This window comes from Paraburkholderia sp. XV, assembly GCF_020177535.1.
In the GTDB taxonomy this organism is placed as follows: Bacteria; Pseudomonadota; Gammaproteobacteria; order Burkholderiales; family Burkholderiaceae; genus Paraburkholderia; species Paraburkholderia caribensis.
The window spans coordinates 1-16,470 of the sequence record NZ_JAGUUD010000148.1; the positions used below are offsets into that span (position 1 = coordinate 1).

The following is a 16,470-nucleotide window of genomic DNA, read 5'->3' on the forward strand; positions in this document are numbered from 1 at the left end:
AAAGAAAAGTAGGTGCCGCCCCGCACAGGGGCGACGCTTGAAGCTAGATAACGTAACGCGGATGCCAGCGAAAACCCAAGCAAACCAAACCAAACCAAACCAAACCGCCCGCGCCACGAAAAGGCGCAAACGCGGATGCCAGCAAGGCCCCATGCAAACCCAAACATAGCGCCCGCTGGCAAAACCAAAAAACCAAAAAACCAAAAAACCAAAACCAATAAACCTAAACCTTAAACCCCACTCTTCGTGACGACAGGTACCCAAACCCCATTCTTAACCTGATAAAGGGTAGAAGCAGCACTCTTCAACGCCCCTGTGGCATCAAAAGAAATCGTCCCCGTCACCCCTTCAAAATTGATCGACTTCAACGCAGCGCGATAAACCTTCGGATCCGTCGACTTCGCCGTCTCCATCGCCTTGATCACGGCCCACGCCGCGTCATACCCGAACGGCGCATACGACAGAATGTCATCGCCAAACCGCTTCTTGAACTTCGCCGAGAAGTCCTTGCCGCCCGGCAGCTGCGCGAGCGGACGGCCATACTCCCACGCCATCGCGCCTTCCGCCGCATCGCCAGCAAGCTTGATGAACTCCGGATCTTCGACACCGCCGCCGCCCAGCAACTGCGCCGTCATCCCAAGCTGCTTCATCTTCTTCGCAATCGCAGCCGCCTGCGTATCGAGCCCGCCGAAGAAAATCAGATCGGCATTGGTCGACTTGATCTTCGTGAGCTGCGTGCTGAAGTCGACAGCCGTGTTGCTCGTGAACTCGCGCGCGACGATGTTGCCGCCCGCCGCCTTCACCGCTTTCTCGAATTCGTCCGCTTCACCCTGGCCGAATGCCGTGCGGTCGTCGATGATCGCAATGCGCTTGGCCTTGGTGGTCTTCACCGCGTACGTGCCCGCGTTGCCGGCGTTTTGCGCGTCCGTCGAAATCACCATGAACGTGTTCGCAAACCCGCGATTCGTGATGGTCGGGTTCGTCGCGGCAGGGTCGATCATCGGTATGCCCGCCTGCTCGTAAATTTGCGAAGCCGGGATCGTCGTGCCCGAATTGAAATGGCCGACAATGCCCGACACGTTCTGATCCACCAGTTTCTGCGCAGCCTGCACGCCGATGCGCGGGTCGGCCTGATCGTCCTCGGATACGAGATCGAAGCGCGCGACCTTGTCGCCAATCTTGATCTTCTGGGCGTTGGCTTCCTCGAGGGCAAGCCGCACGCCGTTCTGCAGGTCTTTGCCGTAGCCCGCGTTGGCACCCGTCATCGGCGCGGCAAAGCCGATCTTCACGGGCAGTTCGTCAGCGGCGAAACTGCTGAGCGGCGCGATGGACAGCACGGCGCCCAACATCACGGCAAACGGGTTCAGCGTCTTGCAAAAGCTCATGGTTTCTCCTTACATCGGCAGACAGGGATGGTAGAAACAGCCGGCTTGCAGCGCGCGCCGCGCATGATTCGAAAGCGCGGCGCTGCCGGTCGGATTGCGCGATGCAGTGTGTCGACAGGTCTCCTTCAATACGTACGCAAACAATGCACGGACAAAAACACGGACGAGATTACGGACGATGCAGCGTGCAAGGCAATGCTGGAAAACACCAAAGCCAAAACGACTGCGCGCCGTCTGCCGACGGACCGGGAATGTCGCGCAACCCGCGTGCTGCAGCCGATCCGTGGCGCGAATATAGAAAGCCAATATGCGTGCGTCTTGGCAGTTCGCGGCATGTTGGATGCGCATTTCAGCACAGCGCGGCCGCACGCTTTTAAGCGTCGGCTGCGAAGGTGAACGGGAAGCTTGCCGGGGAAAGCGGGGAGGGTTTAGCGTGCCGCATGCGCGAATGCGCATGCGGCACGCCCATCGATCAGTGTGAAGCGCGCAGCGCGTGATGTCGAAAGCGCTGCGCGAGCTTGCGTGTGAAGTTGTGTGCGAGGGTGCGTGCGAGCTTGTGTGTGAAGTTGCGCGTCAGCGCGGACCGTTCACTGCTCGCCCTGCATGCGCAACAGTTCTTCGCGCAGACGCAGCAGCGGCTCTTTCACGTCGTCTTCGGCCCATGTGTCGAGGTCGTCGATTGCGCGGTGACAACCGTCGAGCACCACGTCGAGATCGACGGGCACGCCGTTGGCCAGCGCGAACTGGATGGTTTCCGCGAACTGCTGGCACTCGTCTTCGCCATACGAGATGTCGAGATTGTCGGCGATCACCTGGGCGATGTTGCTGCGCGCCTTGTCGTCGGGTGTGACCATATCGACGATGCCGCGCGCGACGGCGGGCGAATAGTACAGCGCAATATCGAGCCATTGCGCGGCATCGAAATCCGCTTCGCCGAATTGCGCTTCGAAGAATTCGATCGCTTCCTGCTCGTGCATCTCGTCTGCGTCGACGCTGATGCACAACTCTTCAAACTGCTCTTCACGTTCGCTGCGAATCGTGCCGTCCATCTGTGCCTCTCTTGCCAGTCAACCGGTGCCAATAAAAAATGCCGCGCATTTTCACGCGCGGCACGCATTATAGGACGTCAGGCCGACGCAGGCGTGTAGCGTGTGCGCTGCGTCAATCGCGCCGCTGGCTAGGCCGACTCCACCACCCACGCATCGAACCATTCCCGCGGACGGGCAATTTCATCCTGCGCGGCGATAATCTCCAGCTCATAGCGCCCCGCGTCCCATGTTGCGCGCACGACGGCATTCACGGCGGCGACGGTATGCTCGAACGCGCTGCGCACCGAGTCGCCGAGCAGCGTGCGCGCGACGAACACGGCGCTCGTCAGATCGCCGACACCGACCGGCTGCCGCGCGAACGGATAGAGCGGCCGTTGTCCCATCCACGCTTCGCGCTCCGTCACGACGAGCATGTTGAAGCGGTCAGCAAGGCTGTTGCGATCGAGCAGATGCTTGACGAGCATCGTCTTCGGGCCGCGCTCCATCACCTCGCGGCACGCCGCGACAGCTTCCTCGACGGTCTCGATCTCGCGCCCCACGAGCCGTTGCAATTCGCTGTGGTTCGGACACATCACGTCGGATACCTCGGGCATCGTCCGGACCAGAAACTCCTGGATGCCCGGCTCGACGCGGCAGCCCGTCGACGTGCCCATCACCGGGTCGCAGAAATAGCGCGCATGCGGGTTCGCTGCCTTCACGGCGCGCACGATCTCGATCACCGACTGCGCCTGCTCGGGCGTGCCGAGATAGCCCGACAGCACAGCGTCGCAGCGCGGCAGCACGCCGATCGCGCCAATCCCTTCGACGAGCGCGAGCATCTGCGACGCATCGATCGCGCTGCCTTCCCAATGGCCGTACTGCGTATGGTTCGAGAACTGCACCGTGTTGAGCGGCCACACGTTGACGCCAAGACGCCGCATCGGGAACACCGAGGCGCTGTTGCCCGCGTGCCCGAATACGACGTGCGACTGGATGCTCAGAACGTTTTTCATGTCGAACCGATACGGCGCGGGAAGGGCGCCGGAAGAAAGAATGTGCAACGGATGGTCCTGCTTCGATGCACCGCTTTGGCGCGGCGGACAACGAACGCAGATGCGCGGCAGCGCGTCGCCGACGGGACGCGTCGCGCTCTGTTCATCACAAGATACATGAGTTTTCGCGCGCCGGAATCGATCCGGCCCCGTCGTGTTGCGTCGAACCATCAATGCGCAAGCAGATGTTGCGCAAGATCATGCGCGCGTTTGCCCGCTTAGCGGCTCACACCAGCTCGCGGTATAGCGCGAGATAGCGTTCCGCCGACGCGCCCCAGCCGAAGTCCTGGCGCATCGCGCGGCGCTGCGTGGCTTTCCAGTCGGTGCGCCGCGCGTACAGCGCGAATGCGCGGCGGATCGCGGCCGTGAGCGCTTCCGGCTCGAAGCGCTCGAACACGAAGCCTGTCGCCAGATCGTCGGCGATGTTTTCCAGCGACGCGTCGACGACGGTATCAGCAAGGCCGCCCACGCGATGCACGAGCGGCAGCGACCCATACGCGAGCGCATAGAGCTGCGTCAGCCCGCACGGCTCGAAACGCGACGGCACGGCAATCACATCGCTGCCCGCTACGATCTGATGCGCGAGCGTTTCGTCGAAGCCGAGCTCGACGGCGACGCTATCGGGATGCGCCTGCGCGACCAGCTGCAAACCGTTTTCGAGCGCCGGGTCGCCCGTGCCGAACACCACTAGCTGGCCGCCGCGCTTGATGATTTCGGGCAGCGCCGCGAGCAGCAGATCGAGGCCTTTCTGTTCGGTCAGCCGGCTCACCACGCCGAACAGCAGCGCGTCGCTTTTCTGCGCGAGACGGAAGCGCTCCTGCAGCGCCGTCTTGCACGCACGCTTGCCGGCGAGGCGCGTGTCCGAGTAGTGCGCGGCGATCAGCTGGTCGGTGGTCGGCCGCCAGATCGTGTAGTCGACGCCGTTCAGAATCCCTGACAGATCGTGCGAGCGCTGGCTCAACAGCCCGTCCAGCCCGCCGCCTTGCGCGAGCGTCTGGATTTCGCGCGCGTAGGTCGGACTGACGGTCGTGATGCGGTCGCTGTAGAACAGGCCCGCCTTCAGAAACGACATCTGTCCGTAGAATTCGACGCCGCTCATGTTGAAGAAGTCGGCGGGCAGTCCGAGCTGGCCGAACTGATGCGACGGAAAGACGCCCTGATACGCGAGGTTGTGGACCGTGAAGACGGTGCGCGCGACGGGCTTGCCGCGTTCGCGCTCGGCCGCTTTCAGATAGGCGGGCGCGAGTCCCGCGTGCCAGTCGTGCGCGTGGACGATCTGCGGCGCCCATGCGGGATCGAGATGCTGCGCGATCTGCGCCGCCGTCCAGCCGAGCATCGCGAAGCGTTGCGCGTTGTCGCCGTACGGCACGTGTTCGGCGTCGAGATACGGATTGCCGGTGCGGTCATACAGCGTCTGTGCGCGGATCACGTAGACGACGAGGCCGTTCGCGCTCAGCGTGCCGCGCTCCAGCGTGACGTTCGACGCGCCGAAGCGATCGCCGATCCGCGCGACGGGCTGCAGGTCCGACAGCCCGGCTACGACGGCGGGGAAGCCGGGCAGCAGCACGCGCACGTCGGCGCCCAGCTCGATCAGCGCGGGCGGCAGCGCGCCCGCGACATCGGCGAGGCCGCCCGTTTTCAGAAGGGGATACAGCTCGCTAGCGACATGCAGTGCGCGGATCGTCATGGGCTTCAGTCCTGTTCGCCGGGGTTGCGGTGGATTGGGCAGTGTCGTTTCGGTGCGTCGCACGGTGTCGATCCGCGCCGCGCGCGCGTGGCGGAGCGCAACGGCATGCAACCGCATGCAACCGCAAGCAGCGGCACCCGCCGAAGCGCCACGCACTGCGTCGTGCGTCGTCGCGTGCCGCCTGCGATCGCCGCGCCTGCCGGGTCCGCCCGCGGGCCGCTACCGTGCAGCCGCCGACTGCCGCTTGAGCGCCTCGGCCGTCACCAGCACGACACCGCTGTCGGTCCGGTAGAAGCGTTCGCCGTCGCGCACCGGGTCTTCGCCGATCACGGTGCCGTCGGGAATCTGGCAGCCGCGGTCGATCACGACCTTGCGCAGGCGGCAGCTCGCACCGATCGACACCTGCGGCAACAAGACTGCCTCAGCGATGTTACAGAACGAATTCACCACCACATTCGACGACAGCACCGAGCGCGAAATCTGCGAGCCGGAGATCACGCAGCCGCCGCACACGATCAGGTTGGTGCCCGAGCCTTGCAGCCCGTTCAGGTCGCGCACGAACTTGGCGGGCGGCAATTGTTCCTGGTGCGTCCAGATCGGCCAGTTGCGGTCGTAGAGGTCGAGCGCGGGAATCGTCGACGCCAGATCCAGATTCGCAGCCCAGTACGCGTCGATCGTGCCGACGTCGCGCCAGTAAGGCTCGACGCTCGGGTCCGACGACACGCACGACATGCTGAACGGATGCGCGATCGCCGTCCCCGACGTGACGACGCGCGGAATGATGTCCTTGCCGAAGTCGTGATCCGTCGCGACGCTGCTGATGTTCTCCTCGAGCAGCGAGTACAGGTAATCGGCGCTGAACACGTAGATGCCCATGCTGGCTAGCGCGATGTCGGGGCGGCCGGGCATCGCGGGCGGGTCGGCGGGCTTTTCGACGAAGCCCGTCACGCGGCGCTGTTCGTCGACGTGCATCACGCCGAACGCCGTGGCTTCCATGCGCGGCACCTCGATACAGCCGACCGTGCAATCGGCGCCCGATTCGACGTGATCCATCACCATCCGCGTGTAGTCCATCTTGTAGATGTGATCGCCCGCCAGCACGACGACGTATTTCGGGCCGATCGAGCGGATGATGTCGAGGTTCTGGAACACGGCGTCGGCCGTGCCGCGATACCAGTGCGCGCCTTCCACACGCTGCTGCGCCGGCCACAGGTCGATGAACTCGTTGAACTCGCCGCGCAGGAAGCCCCAGCCGCGCTGCACATGCCGCAACAGCGAATGCGCCTTGTACTGCGTGACGACGGCGATGCGGCGGATGCCCGAGTTCAGGCAGTTGGACAGCGCGAAGTCGATGATCCGGTATTTGCCGCCGAAGTGCACGGCGGGCTTCACGCGCTTGTTGGTCAGCGGCCCGAGGCGCGTGCCGCGTCCGCCTGCGAGGACGATGGCGAGTGTCGTGTGTTGCAGATCGTTGAGGCTTGCCGGCGAATCCATGTGCGTCTCCGTTTATGGGTGAGCCCTGGTGGAAGCTTTTCTTTGCCCCGGCGTTGCTGTGTTTTTCTGTTTTATCTGGCGTTGTGCGCTGCCGTCGTGGTCTTGTTCTGATGCGCGTTGCTTCTCGCCTGCCTGGCGGCTGGCGTTCGCCATGCACGTTCCCGCCAGCCAGCGATTAGTCTGGACCATGCGCCTGCCGCGCGCAACATGCCGCGTTCGCCATGCCACATTCGTGCGCGATCAGGCGGGAGAGGCCGCGCGCGGGCCGGTAGAAAGGGCGGGCTCGCGGCGCAGGATCGTCAGCCGTTCGGGCAAATTATGCCGGACCGACCACGCGGAACCTGAAACGGCTGTTTGGCGCACACGGCCGCGGCAGCTTCGGGCGCGGCCCTGTGCGCGGCGCTGCAAGCGGGCCGCGACGCGGGCATCATGACGGACCTGTGGTTCCCGTGCTCCTGTCCTTGCCTTTGTCCGCCACCCTATGACAATCCGTTCATCCCTCGTTGCTGTTTCCCTGTCCGCCTGCGTCGCCATGCTGGGCCTCGATGCGTGCGCCGCCGATGCCGTCAATGCCGCCGCCCCGCCTGTGCCGGGCGCGGTCGCTGACGACGGTCCTGCGTACGGTCCCGAGTTGCAGGGCTTCAACTATCCCGCGCCCGTGCGGCAGTTCGAGTTCACGTCGCAGGGCGAGGCGCTGCATATGGCTTACATGGACATCGCGCCCGAGCATCCGAACGGCCGCACCGTCGTGTTGCTGCACGGCAAGAATTTTTGCGGCGCGACATGGGAAAGCACGATCGAACGGTTGTCGGTGGCGGGGTATCGCGTGATCGCGCCCGACCAGATCGGCTTTTGCAAGTCGAGCAAGCCGCAGCGCTACCAGTTCAGCTTCCAGCAGCTCGCGCGCAACACGCATGCGCTGCTCGAATCGATCGGTGTGAAGAACGCGACGATCGTCGGACATTCGACGGGCGGCATGCTGGCCGTCCGCTACGCGCTGATGTACCCGGCGCAGACGCAGCAACTGGTGCTCGTCAATCCCATCGGGCTGGAGGACTGGAAGGCGAAGGGCGTGCCGTCGCTATCCGTCGACCAGTGGTACGAGCGCGAACTGAAGACCACGGCCGACGGCATCCGCCGCTACGAGCAGGCGACCTACTACTCGGGCCAGTGGCGCAGCGATTTCGAGCCGTGGGTGCAGATGCTCGCGGGCATGTATCGCGGGCCGGGCAAGAAGGAAGTGGCGTGGGATTCGGCGCTGCTGTACGACATGATCTACACGCAGCCTGTCGTCTACGAACTCGGGCAGTTGAGCATGCCGACGCTGCTGCTGATCGGTCAGAAGGACACCACCGCGATCGGCAAGGACGCGGCGCCGCCTCAGGTCCGCGCGAAGATCGGTCACTATCCGGAACTGGGCAAGGCGGCCGCGCAGGCGATTCCGCACGCGACGCTGGTCGAGTTCGCCGAACTCGGTCATGCGCCGCAGATGCAGGACCCGGCGGCATTTCACAAAGCGTTGCTGGAAGGACTCGCCGCTGTGCCCGCGAACCATTGAGCGGGCGGTGGTGGCCGGTTGGAAGCGAAGCCAGCCATGTGCCTTCGCTTCAGCCAGGCGCGGGCGTTCGTGCACGCGCCGTTGACGGGAATCGCCGGCCTCAGGCTTCGCCCAGTTCGTCGCGCACCTGCGCGCCGATTTCGAACGAACGCAGCCGCGCCGCGTGATCGTAGATTTGCGCGGTGAGCATCAACTCGTCGGCGCCCGTTTGCTGGATGATCGAGCGCAGTCCGTTGCGAACCGTCTCGCGATCGCCGATCACCGAGCACGCGAGCGAATGCTGCACGCTGCTCAATTCCATCTCCGACACCGCGAGGTGATCGACGGGCGGCTGCAACTGGCCCGGCGTGCCGCGCCGCAGATTGATGAACTGCTGCTGAAGCGACGTGAAGAGGCGGCGCGCTTCGTCATCGGTGTCGGCGGCGAACAGGTTCACGCCGACCATCGCGTAAGGCTTGTCGAGCGTCTCCGACGGACGGAACTGCGCGCGATACACATGGAGTGCCTGCATCATGTAGTCGGGCGCGAAGTGCGACGCGAACGCGAACGGCAGACCGAGCGCGGCCGCCAGCTGCGCGCTGAACAGGCTCGAACCCAGCAGCCACAACGGCACCTTCAGGCCCGCGCCCGGCACGGCACGCACGCGCTGACCCGGCACGGGATCGGCGAAGTAGCGCTGCAGTTCGACGACGTCGTCAGGGAAAGAATCGGCGCTGCCGTTCAGATCGCGGCGCAACGCGCGGGCGGTGGTCTGATCGGTGCCGGGCGCGCGGCCCAGGCCCAGATCGATGCGCCCCGGAAACAGCGACGCCAGCGTGCCGAACTGCTCGGCGATGACGAGCGGCGCGTGATTCGGCAGCATCACGCCGCCCGAGCCGACGCGGATCGTCTTCGTGCCGCCCGCGACATGCGCGATCACGACCGACGTCGCGGCGCTCGCGATACCCGTCATGTTGTGATGCTCGGCGAGCCAGAAGCGCTTGTAGTCCCAGCGCTCGGCGTGCTGCGCGAGATCGAGCGAATTGCGGAACGCATCGGCCGCGCTCGCGCCGGCTGTGATGGGAGAAAGGTCGAGGACGGAAAAAGGAGTCATGGTATTGATGTGCGGCCAACCATCGTCCTTTGCAAGGGCGAAGCGCAGGTCCGCGTGGCGTGCGGGAAAGAGCGATTGTGCCAAAGCGCTCCCGTTCCTGCTGGCGGGCTGATCATGCCCCTGCCGGCAGCAGGGTCGGCGCGTGCGCGTATCCGAAGCTGCGCGGCCAGCGATGCAGAAAACCCCTAAAAACAGGGCTCGAAATGCGTTGGCGGCTGCTTCGAGAAGGTTCGATGCGTGTGCCGTCGCACGGAAATACGCGCGCGCGAGCGTTAATGTGTCATCGTCGCCGCCAACGACGCGAATCTGCGCAACGCATGCCCGCGTGACGAGGCGGCGGCCTCCACGGACCTCGACGCCGGTCGGCCCCTCACGTCACGCGTAGGTCGGCTACGCAGTGCACACCCGGACGAACCGGGCCGGCCGGGTCAGCCGGGTGCGGGTATGCAGGACGGCGCGTCGACGCGACGACTTCATACGCATCACGCGGTGGCGTGGCTGGCGTGCCGACGCTAATCGCTGGCCGCCGCGCGCGAGATCGCATGCGATTCGTCAGCCGATTCGGTGTAAACGCGCTCTCGCGCATTTTAGAACCTGACGCTAGATTGTCACCACTTGCCGGATAGTCGAGGGGCCAGCGGCCGCTGCCGTTTGCGGTCGTCATAGTAGTGAAAATTGCGTCACGGCCAGAGGCACATGCGGCCTCTGGCCGAAACGCTTTCGATGTCGCCGCATGCGCTGCCACGTTCCCGATCGCAAGCCCTCCCAGGTTTCATCGCAGGTTCCGTTTTTCGCGCGCCAGAAATCTCGCGTAGCAATTCTTTAACTTTCCATACACATCTGCGCAGCCATCGTTCGCGATCCGGGTGTCGACCGGGTTATGCTCTGGGTCGTTCACATCGTTTGTGTCTGAAGTTACCGAAGATGGTCAATCGCACCTCGTTGCGCAACATAATGCTTTCCGTGGCCATGGCTGGCGCGCTGTCCGCGCTCGCCGGCTGCGACGACCAGCAGAGCGAGCAAGCCGTGCAAAAGCTCAAGGAATTTTTCAACGCCGTCAAACCGGATGCGCTGCTTCTGAAAGGACTCACGCCCGGCATTACGACGGAGGCGCAGATCCGCGACCAGATGGGCAAGCCCGAAACCGAGCGCCAGTTCACCGACGGCTCGAAACGCTTCGAATATCCGCGCGGTCCGCAAGGCCTCAACACCTACATGGTCGACATCGGCCCGGACGGCACGTTGCAGGCGATCACGCAGGTGCTGACGGCCGCGAACTTCGCGAAGATCCGCGCCGGCATGACGGAAGACGAAGTGCGCCGCCTGCTCGGCAAGCCCGGCGAAGTGGCCGTATATCCGCTCAAGCCCGAGACGGTTTGGAGCTGGAAGTGGCGCGAGGGCGGCGTCACGGAAGAGGGCTTCTTCAACGTGCATTTCGACGTCAATCACGTCGTCTACACGACCTCGCGCTCGGACGTGATGCGCGGGCACTGACGGAGGCGGATCAGCCGGGGCGAGCAGGGCGGCAGGAAGCGAGGGCTTCGAAAGAGGGCCGAAAACGAAAGCAGAACGCCACGGTCCAAACAGAAAACGCCTGCAAACAAGGGAGAAAACAACAATGGCCACACGAAGGCGATACAAGCGCATCGGCCTCGTGCTCGGCGGCGGGGCCGCGCGCGGCTGGGCGCACATCGGGGCGATCCGGGCGCTGCACGAGGCGGGCATCAAGCCGGACCTCGTGGCGGGCACGTCGATCGGCGCGCTGGTCGGCGCTGTCTATGCGAACGGCGATCTCGACTGGCTCGAAGAGTGGGTGACGGGGCTCACGTGGCAGTCGGTCGTGCGTCTGCTCGATCTGCGTTTCTCGGGCGGCCTGCTGGGCGGCAGGAAAGTCATCCAGGTGTTTGCGAACCGCTTCAACGGACGCGAGATCAGTCAGTTGCAGATGCCGTTCGCCGCCGTCGCGACGGAGCTCGATTCGGGCCGCGAGACGTGGCTGCAGGACGGTGGCGTGGTGGACGCCGTGCGCGCGTCGATTGCGATTCCGGGCATTTTCACGCCGGTGCTGCACGAGGGCGTGTGGCTCGTCGACGGCGGGCTGTCGAACCCCGTGCCCGTGTCGGCGGCGCGCGGCATGCGGGCCGACTGCGTGATCGCCGTGGACCTGAACAACGACATTCTGAATGGCCGCGACTTCGGCGGCGCGGTGGTCGATCTGCCGCCCATGCCGACGGAAGAATCCATCGAGGCCGTGATCGAACGGGCCGTCGGGGAATCCGAGCCGCTGCCGCTCGATCCCGATGCGCCGCCACCCGCTATCGCGACGCCTGCTCCGCCCGTTCTGCTAAGGCGCAACGGCAGGCCGTTTCCCGCCTGGCTGCAGCCGTCGCCCGAACAGTATTCGCGCGACGTGCGCGTGCCGCCCGCGCCCAGCGCGCGCGTGCCGTCGATGCTCAGTTCGATCGCGCAAAGCATCGACATCATGCAGGTGCGGATCACGCGCAGCCGCCTTGCGGGCGAGCCCGCCGACATCCTGATCCAGCCGCGCCTCGCCGGCATGGGCATCTTCGATTTTCACCGCGCGAGGCCCGCGATAGAGGAAGGGCGCGCGGCCGTCGAGGCCATGCTGCCCGCGATCCGCGCGTGTCTCGGCATCACCTGAGACGTGACCCGAGGCGCACTCGGTTCTCCGCTCAGTCCTCCGACCGCTTCGACGCGATGACGCGGCACACGCGCTTGCCGGAGCTTGCGCTGGTCGTGTCGTCGGCGAACAGGATCACGCAGCTGGCCAGCGCGTCTGTGACGAGCGACGGCTCGAACGCCGAGTAAAGCCGTCCGTCCGGCTGGCGCGCGTCCGCGCCTTCCGTCACGCGCCACGACAGATACAGCATGCCGTTGGGCCGCAGGATGCGCACGAGGTTGTCGACGGCATCGGTGATGGCGTCGACGGGCAGATGCATCAGCACGGTTTCGCAGACCACGTTGTCGAACTGCTCGTCGATCTCGACGAGCCACGGCAGCACGGCGACGCGAAACGCAATCTGCGGATAAAGCCGCCGCGCTTCTTCGAGCAAGCCCGCCGACGCATCGAACCCCGTCACGCGATACCCATGATCCGCGAGCCATGCGGCATCGCGCCCGTTGCCGCAGCCGATATCGGCCGTCTTGCCCGCAGGCAGCAGATGGTTTGCCCACAGCGCGTACATATCGTCGGGCGGCGGCTGGTTGAGCCACTCGCGCGAATAGCGGGCGGCGCCTTGGGTGTAGGCGTCGAGCGTTGTGGCGTCGGGGCGAAGTGTCATGCGGCGATCCTTGTCGCGGAAGCGTCGGGTGTCGGAAGAGAGAAGCCAGTCTACCGCGTGCGTATCCGGACGGCGCCCATGGGGATCGCCTGACAGCATCGGGCCCGCCTGTCTTTCAGGGAAAGCCCCAATCGGCGCGGGTTTGCGAGCATGCGGGCGGCTTCGCGCGTCTATCGAAAAAGCGACCGCAAACTTGCGAATTCGCGGCGCCTGCCGCGTGCGCGCCATCCGCTTACAAACAGATAGCGCCTGCTACGCCGGGCGTCCAACGCCCGCCACGTAGCGCCTTCGTGGATGTTGCGGTGCACAACAAGCGCATGTCCCGGTTTGAGCAAATTATTTTTGCTTGCGAGTATCCGCGCCATGCCGCAGTTCGTGGCGGCTTTCCGGATAACCTCAAAGGAGACACGCGTGCTCTTATATGGCTTTGGCCCGGTGCTCCTCGACGGCACGATCAAGACGATCGAGCTGTCGGTTCTGTCTCTGGCGACGGCCGTGGTGCTCGGCCTGATCGGCGCGGCGGCGAAGCTGTCGCTCAACCGGCCGATGCGCGCGATCGCGACGGGCTACACGACGCTGATCCGCTCGGTGCCCGATCTGGTTCTGATGCTGCTGCTGTTCTACAGCATCCAGATCGCCGTCAACAACCTGACCGACGCGTTGAACCTGCCGCAATTCGACATCGACCCGTTCGTCGCGGGCGTGCTGACACTTGGCTTCATCTACGGCGCGTACTTCACCGAGACGTTTCGCGGCGCGTTTCTCGCCGTGCCGCGCGGCCAGCTCGAAGCAGGCGCGGCGTACGGCATGAGCGGCGCGCGCGTGTTCGCGCGCATCCTGTTCCCGCAGATGATGCGCTTTGCGCTGCCGGGCATCGGCAACAACTGGCAGGTGCTCGTGAAGGCGACGGCGCTGGTGTCGATCATCGGACTCGCCGATGTCGTCAAAGCCGCGCAGGACGCCGGCAAGAGCACCTTCAACATGTTCTTCTTCATCCTCGTTGCCGCGGCGATCTATCTGGCCATCACGACCGTGTCGAACCTCGTGCTGATCTGGCTGGAGAAGCGCTATTCGATCGGCGTTCGACACGCCGAACTCTAATTCGCGCCACGCGCAGGAGACGACCATGATCGACATTCTCAACCAGTTCTGGCGCGCGTTCCTCTACTGGGACGGGCAACGTATCTCGGGGCTTGCCGTCACGTTGTGGCTGCTGGTCGCATCGATCGGCATCGGTTTCGTGGCGTCGATTCCGCTGGCCGTTGCGCGGGTATCGAGGAAGCGCTGGCTGTCGACGCCCGTGCGCCTCTACACCTACGTGTTTCGCGGCACGCCGCTCTATGTGCAGCTGCTGCTGATCTACACGGGCATGTACAGCCTCGAGTTCGTGCGCTCGCATACGCTGCTCGATTCGTTTTTCCGCAGCGGCTTCCACTGCGCGATTCTCGCGTTCGCGCTGAACACCTGCGCGTACACGACGGAGATCTTCGCGGGCGCGATTCGCGCGACCTCGCACGGCGAAGTCGAAGCCGCGCGCGCCTATGGCATGAGCTGGTTCACGATGTACCGGCGGATTGTGATACCGTCCGCGCTGCGCCGCGCGCTGCCGTTGTACAGTAACGAAGTGATCCTGATGCTGCACGCGACCACCGTCGCCTTCACGGCCACCGTGCCCGACGTGCTGAAGGTCGCGCGCGATGCGAACTCCGCGACGTACCGCTCGTTCGAGGCGTTCGGGCTCGCGGCGCTGATTTATCTTGCTGTATCGTTCGCGCTGGTTGCGTTGTTCCGGCGCGCCGAGCGCCACTGGCTCGCGTATCTGGCCGTGCGCGGGCATTAACCGCGCTGCGACCCGGCTACACGTCTGCATCCGTTTCACCCGTCTTCACTCTGGGAGAGCATCTTGCTCCACACGACTCAAACGGAAGCCTGCAAGCTCGCCGTGCAGGACATCCACAAGCGCTATGGCGATAACGAAGTGCTGAAGGGCGTCTCGCTGAATGCCAACAAGGGCGACGTGATCAGCATCATCGGTGCGAGCGGGTCGGGCAAGAGTACGTTCCTGCGCTGCATCAATTTTCTCGAGCGGCCGAACGCCGGGCAGATCGTCGTCGATGGCGAAGCGGTGCGCACGAAGGTCGATCGTCACGGCAACTTCGAGGTCGCCGATCACAAGCAGTTGCAGCGCATCCGCACGAAGCTCGCGATGGTGTTCCAGCATTTCAACCTGTGGGCGCACATGAACGTGCTGGAAAACGTGGTCGAAGCGCCGATTCACGTGCTGGGCCTGTCGCGCAAGGAAGCCGAAGACCGTGCGCGCGAGTATCTGGAGAAGGTGGGCCTCGCGCCGCGTCTGGAGAAGCAGTATCCGTCGCATCTGTCGGGCGGGCAGCAGCAGCGTGTCGCGATTGCGCGCGCGCTGGCGATGAACCCGGACGTGATGCTGTTCGACGAGCCGACTTCCGCGCTCGACCCCGAGCTGGTCGGTGAAGTATTGAAGGTGATGCAGAAGCTCGCCGAAGAAGGCCGCACGATGATCGTCGTGACGCACGAAATGGGTTTTGCGCGCAACGTGTCGAACCATGTGATGTTCCTGCATCAGGGGCGCACGGAGGAAGAGGGCGTGCCGTCCGAGGTGCTCACCGCGCCGAAGAGCGAGCGGCTCAAGCAGTTCCTGTCGGGCAGCCTCAAGTAAGCGGGCGACCCGCAGCACACGTTAATGGCACGTCCGTCGTCCAGTCCGGCGCGCACGACTCAGGTCGCGATTGTCGCGCTGCCGCCCGTTTCGATGTCGGGCGTGGGGCCTATTGTCGATGCGTTGAATCTTGCCAACGAGATCGATGGCCGCGCGTTGTACCGCTGGCAGGTGTGCTCGTGGGACGGCCGGCCGGTGCCGCTGTCGGGCGGCGCGCAGTGGCCTGCCGATGCCGCCTTCGGCGACGCGATTTCGTGCGACTGGCTGATTATCGTTAGCGAGCGCTTTCAGCAGTTTGCGGATTACCGGTTGTTTCTTGCCAGTCTGTCGCGGGTTGGGCAGCGTACGCCGTTGGTGACGGGGATTCACCACGGTGTGTGGTGGCTCGCGATGGCGGGGCAGTTGTCCGGGTATCGCGTGAGCGTGAACTGGGAGACGTATCAGCAGTTCACGGAGCAGTTCGAGCGGTCCATCGTTACGCAGCAGATCTTCGAGATCGATCGTGATCGCGCGACCTGCGCGGGCGGGCAGGCGACGGTCGATTTCATGCTGGCGATGATTGGGCGGGAGCATGGGCCTGAACTGGCTGACCGTATCGCCGATACTTTAGGCGTTGGCACGCTGCGGTCGGGTGAAGAGCGGCAGCGTATACCGTTTGTGACCGCGCCTGGCGAGCGGCATCCTCGTTTGAATGACGCTTTGCTGTTGATGGAAGCGAATATTGAGGATCCGCTGACTTCGGATGAGATAGCGGGGCTTGTTGGCGTTTCGCGCCGGCAACTGGAGCGGCTCTTTCGGCAGTATCTTGGGTCGATGCCGTCGAAGTATTACCTCGGTTTGCGCCTTGCGAAGGCGCGCACGCAGTTGCAGCGGACCAGCAAGTCGGTGGTGCAGATTAGTCTCGCGTGTGGGTTTTCTTCTGCTGCGCATTTTTCTAATGCTTATCGGGAGAAGTTTGGGGTTACGCCGCGGGAAGAGCGTCGGAATTTCATCGAGAAGCAGCATGGCAGTGGTGCTAATGCGGCTATTAGCGAGCCGCGGCCCGCGGCGATGATTGAGCCGCCTGAGCGTGGGGTTTAGTGGTTTTTTTTGTCTTGCGACGCGGGGTGTTTTGTTTTTTTCGCTGGCATCCGCGATGCGTTATCTAGCTTCAAGCGTCGCCCCTGTGCGGGGCGG

16 protein-coding genes are annotated in these 16,470 nt (G+C 64.3%); 7 read left to right on the plus strand and 9 right to left on the minus strand.

Annotation, left to right across the window (positions count from 1 at the left end; translation table 11 throughout):
• From KFO72_RS37405 to glgC, 7 genes are all read right to left on the minus strand, one after another.
• On the minus strand, positions 1–218 hold a 218-nt coding region (locus tag KFO72_RS37405; RefSeq protein ID WP_225034193.1), incomplete at its 3' end, for a hypothetical protein.
• Between the two features lie 12 nt (positions 219–230).
• A complete protein-coding gene (locus KFO72_RS37410; RefSeq protein ID WP_054930193.1) occupies positions 231–1,385 on the minus strand; it encodes a branched-chain amino acid ABC transporter substrate-binding protein in 1,155 nt (384 codons plus the stop codon).
• Positions 1,386–1,394: 9 nt separating this feature from the next.
• Positions 1,395–1,841: a hypothetical protein gene (locus KFO72_RS37415; protein WP_148654571.1), complete on the minus strand. Its 447-nt coding sequence runs from the start codon at positions 1,839–1,841 to the stop codon at positions 1,395–1,397.
• Between the two features lie 131 nt (positions 1,842–1,972).
• Entirely contained in the window at positions 1,973–2,434 is a 462-nt protein-coding gene (locus tag KFO72_RS37420; RefSeq protein WP_007738430.1) for a hypothetical protein, read from the minus strand.
• Positions 2,435–2,562: 128 nt separating this feature from the next.
• On the minus strand, positions 2,563–3,426 hold the full coding sequence (gene pdxY / locus KFO72_RS37425) for a pyridoxal kinase PdxY (RefSeq protein WP_060602593.1): 864 nt from the start codon (positions 3,424–3,426) through the stop codon (positions 2,563–2,565).
• Between the two features lie 265 nt (positions 3,427–3,691).
• Entirely contained in the window at positions 3,692–5,152 is a 1,461-nt protein-coding gene (gene glgA / locus KFO72_RS37430; RefSeq protein ID WP_224100168.1) for a glycogen synthase GlgA, read from the minus strand.
• Between the two features lie 219 nt (positions 5,153–5,371).
• Positions 5,372–6,646, minus strand: coding sequence for a glucose-1-phosphate adenylyltransferase (glgC, locus tag KFO72_RS37435; protein ID WP_036004475.1), 1,275 nt, complete (start codon positions 6,644–6,646; stop codon positions 5,372–5,374).
• A 532-nt stretch (positions 6,647–7,178) separates the two neighbouring features.
• Here glgC and KFO72_RS37440 point away from each other — a divergent pair.
• Positions 7,179–8,204, plus strand: a complete 1,026-nt coding sequence (locus tag KFO72_RS37440; protein WP_054930196.1) for an alpha/beta fold hydrolase — start codon at positions 7,179–7,181, stop codon at positions 8,202–8,204.
• Positions 8,205–8,304: 100 nt separating this feature from the next.
• Here the strand turns inward: KFO72_RS37440 and KFO72_RS37445 are convergent, their stop codons facing one another.
• Complete coding sequence (locus KFO72_RS37445) at positions 8,305–9,297, minus strand: LLM class flavin-dependent oxidoreductase (RefSeq protein ID WP_062915884.1); 993 nt, start codon at positions 9,295–9,297, stop codon at positions 8,305–8,307.
• A 954-nt stretch (positions 9,298–10,251) separates the two neighbouring features.
• Between KFO72_RS37445 and KFO72_RS37450 the strand changes: the two genes are divergently transcribed.
• Together KFO72_RS37450 and KFO72_RS37455 are read left to right on the plus strand one after the other, a co-directional pair.
• Positions 10,252–10,791, plus strand: a complete 540-nt coding sequence (locus KFO72_RS37450; RefSeq protein ID WP_225034194.1) for a hypothetical protein — start codon at positions 10,252–10,254, stop codon at positions 10,789–10,791.
• Positions 10,792–10,915: 124 nt separating this feature from the next.
• Positions 10,916–11,959, plus strand: a complete 1,044-nt coding sequence (locus tag KFO72_RS37455; RefSeq protein WP_054930198.1) for a patatin-like phospholipase family protein — start codon at positions 10,916–10,918, stop codon at positions 11,957–11,959.
• 31 nt (positions 11,960–11,990) lie between these two features.
• On the opposite strand, the gene KFO72_RS37460 is transcribed toward KFO72_RS37455, so the two are convergent.
• The gene (locus KFO72_RS37460) at positions 11,991–12,599 is read right to left on the minus strand and encodes a class I SAM-dependent methyltransferase (protein WP_225034195.1); all 609 of its coding nucleotides are present in this window, start codon (positions 12,597–12,599) and stop codon (positions 11,991–11,993) included.
• Positions 12,600–13,010: 411 nt separating this feature from the next.
• On the opposite strand from KFO72_RS37460, the gene KFO72_RS37465 reads away from it, so the two are divergent.
• From KFO72_RS37465 to KFO72_RS37480, 4 genes are all read left to right on the plus strand, one after another.
• Positions 13,011–13,700, plus strand: a complete 690-nt coding sequence (locus tag KFO72_RS37465; protein ID WP_225034196.1) for an ABC transporter permease — start codon at positions 13,011–13,013, stop codon at positions 13,698–13,700.
• A gap of 25 nt (positions 13,701–13,725) precedes the next feature.
• The gene (locus KFO72_RS37470; RefSeq protein ID WP_054930199.1) at positions 13,726–14,439 is read left to right on the plus strand and encodes an ABC transporter permease; all 714 of its coding nucleotides are present in this window, start codon (positions 13,726–13,728) and stop codon (positions 14,437–14,439) included.
• A gap of 63 nt (positions 14,440–14,502) precedes the next feature.
• Positions 14,503–15,294, plus strand: a complete 792-nt coding sequence (locus KFO72_RS37475; protein WP_036004494.1) for an ABC transporter ATP-binding protein — start codon at positions 14,503–14,505, stop codon at positions 15,292–15,294.
• Positions 15,295–15,318: 24 nt separating this feature from the next.
• The gene (locus KFO72_RS37480) at positions 15,319–16,374 is read left to right on the plus strand and encodes a GlxA family transcriptional regulator (RefSeq protein WP_054930200.1); all 1,056 of its coding nucleotides are present in this window, start codon (positions 15,319–15,321) and stop codon (positions 16,372–16,374) included.
• Positions 16,375–16,470 lie beyond the last annotated feature (96 nt).

Coding starts and splice junctions, on each gene's coding strand:
- KFO72_RS37480 (WP_054930200.1), top strand. CDS start 15,319: ATGGCACGTCCGTCGTCCAGTCCGGCGCGCACGACTCAGGTCGCGATT.
- KFO72_RS37440 (WP_054930196.1), top strand. CDS start 7,179: ATGCTGGGCCTCGATGCGTGCGCCGCCGATGCCGTCAATGCCGCCGCC.
- KFO72_RS37470 (WP_054930199.1), top strand. CDS start 13,726: ATGATCGACATTCTCAACCAGTTCTGGCGCGCGTTCCTCTACTGGGAC.
- glgC (WP_036004475.1), bottom strand. CDS start 6,646: ATGGATTCGCCGGCAAGCCTCAACGATCTGCAACACACGACACTCGCC.
- pdxY (WP_060602593.1), bottom strand. CDS start 3,426: ATGAAAAACGTTCTGAGCATCCAGTCGCACGTCGTATTCGGGCACGCG.
- KFO72_RS37445 (WP_062915884.1), bottom strand. CDS start 9,297: ATGACTCCTTTTTCCGTCCTCGACCTTTCTCCCATCACAGCCGGCGCG.
- KFO72_RS37460 (WP_225034195.1), bottom strand. CDS start 12,599: ATGACACTTCGCCCCGACGCCACAACGCTCGACGCCTACACCCAAGGC.
- KFO72_RS37450 (WP_225034194.1), top strand. CDS start 10,252: ATGCTTTCCGTGGCCATGGCTGGCGCGCTGTCCGCGCTCGCCGGCTGC.
- KFO72_RS37415 (WP_148654571.1), bottom strand. CDS start 1,841: ATGCGCATTCGCGCATGCGGCACGCTAAACCCTCCCCGCTTTCCCCGG.
- KFO72_RS37455 (WP_054930198.1), top strand. CDS start 10,916: ATGGCCACACGAAGGCGATACAAGCGCATCGGCCTCGTGCTCGGCGGC.
- KFO72_RS37410 (WP_054930193.1), bottom strand. CDS start 1,385: ATGAGCTTTTGCAAGACGCTGAACCCGTTTGCCGTGATGTTGGGCGCC.
- KFO72_RS37420 (WP_007738430.1), bottom strand. CDS start 2,434: ATGGACGGCACGATTCGCAGCGAACGTGAAGAGCAGTTTGAAGAGTTG.
- glgA (WP_224100168.1), bottom strand. CDS start 5,152: ATGACGATCCGCGCACTGCATGTCGCTAGCGAGCTGTATCCCCTTCTG.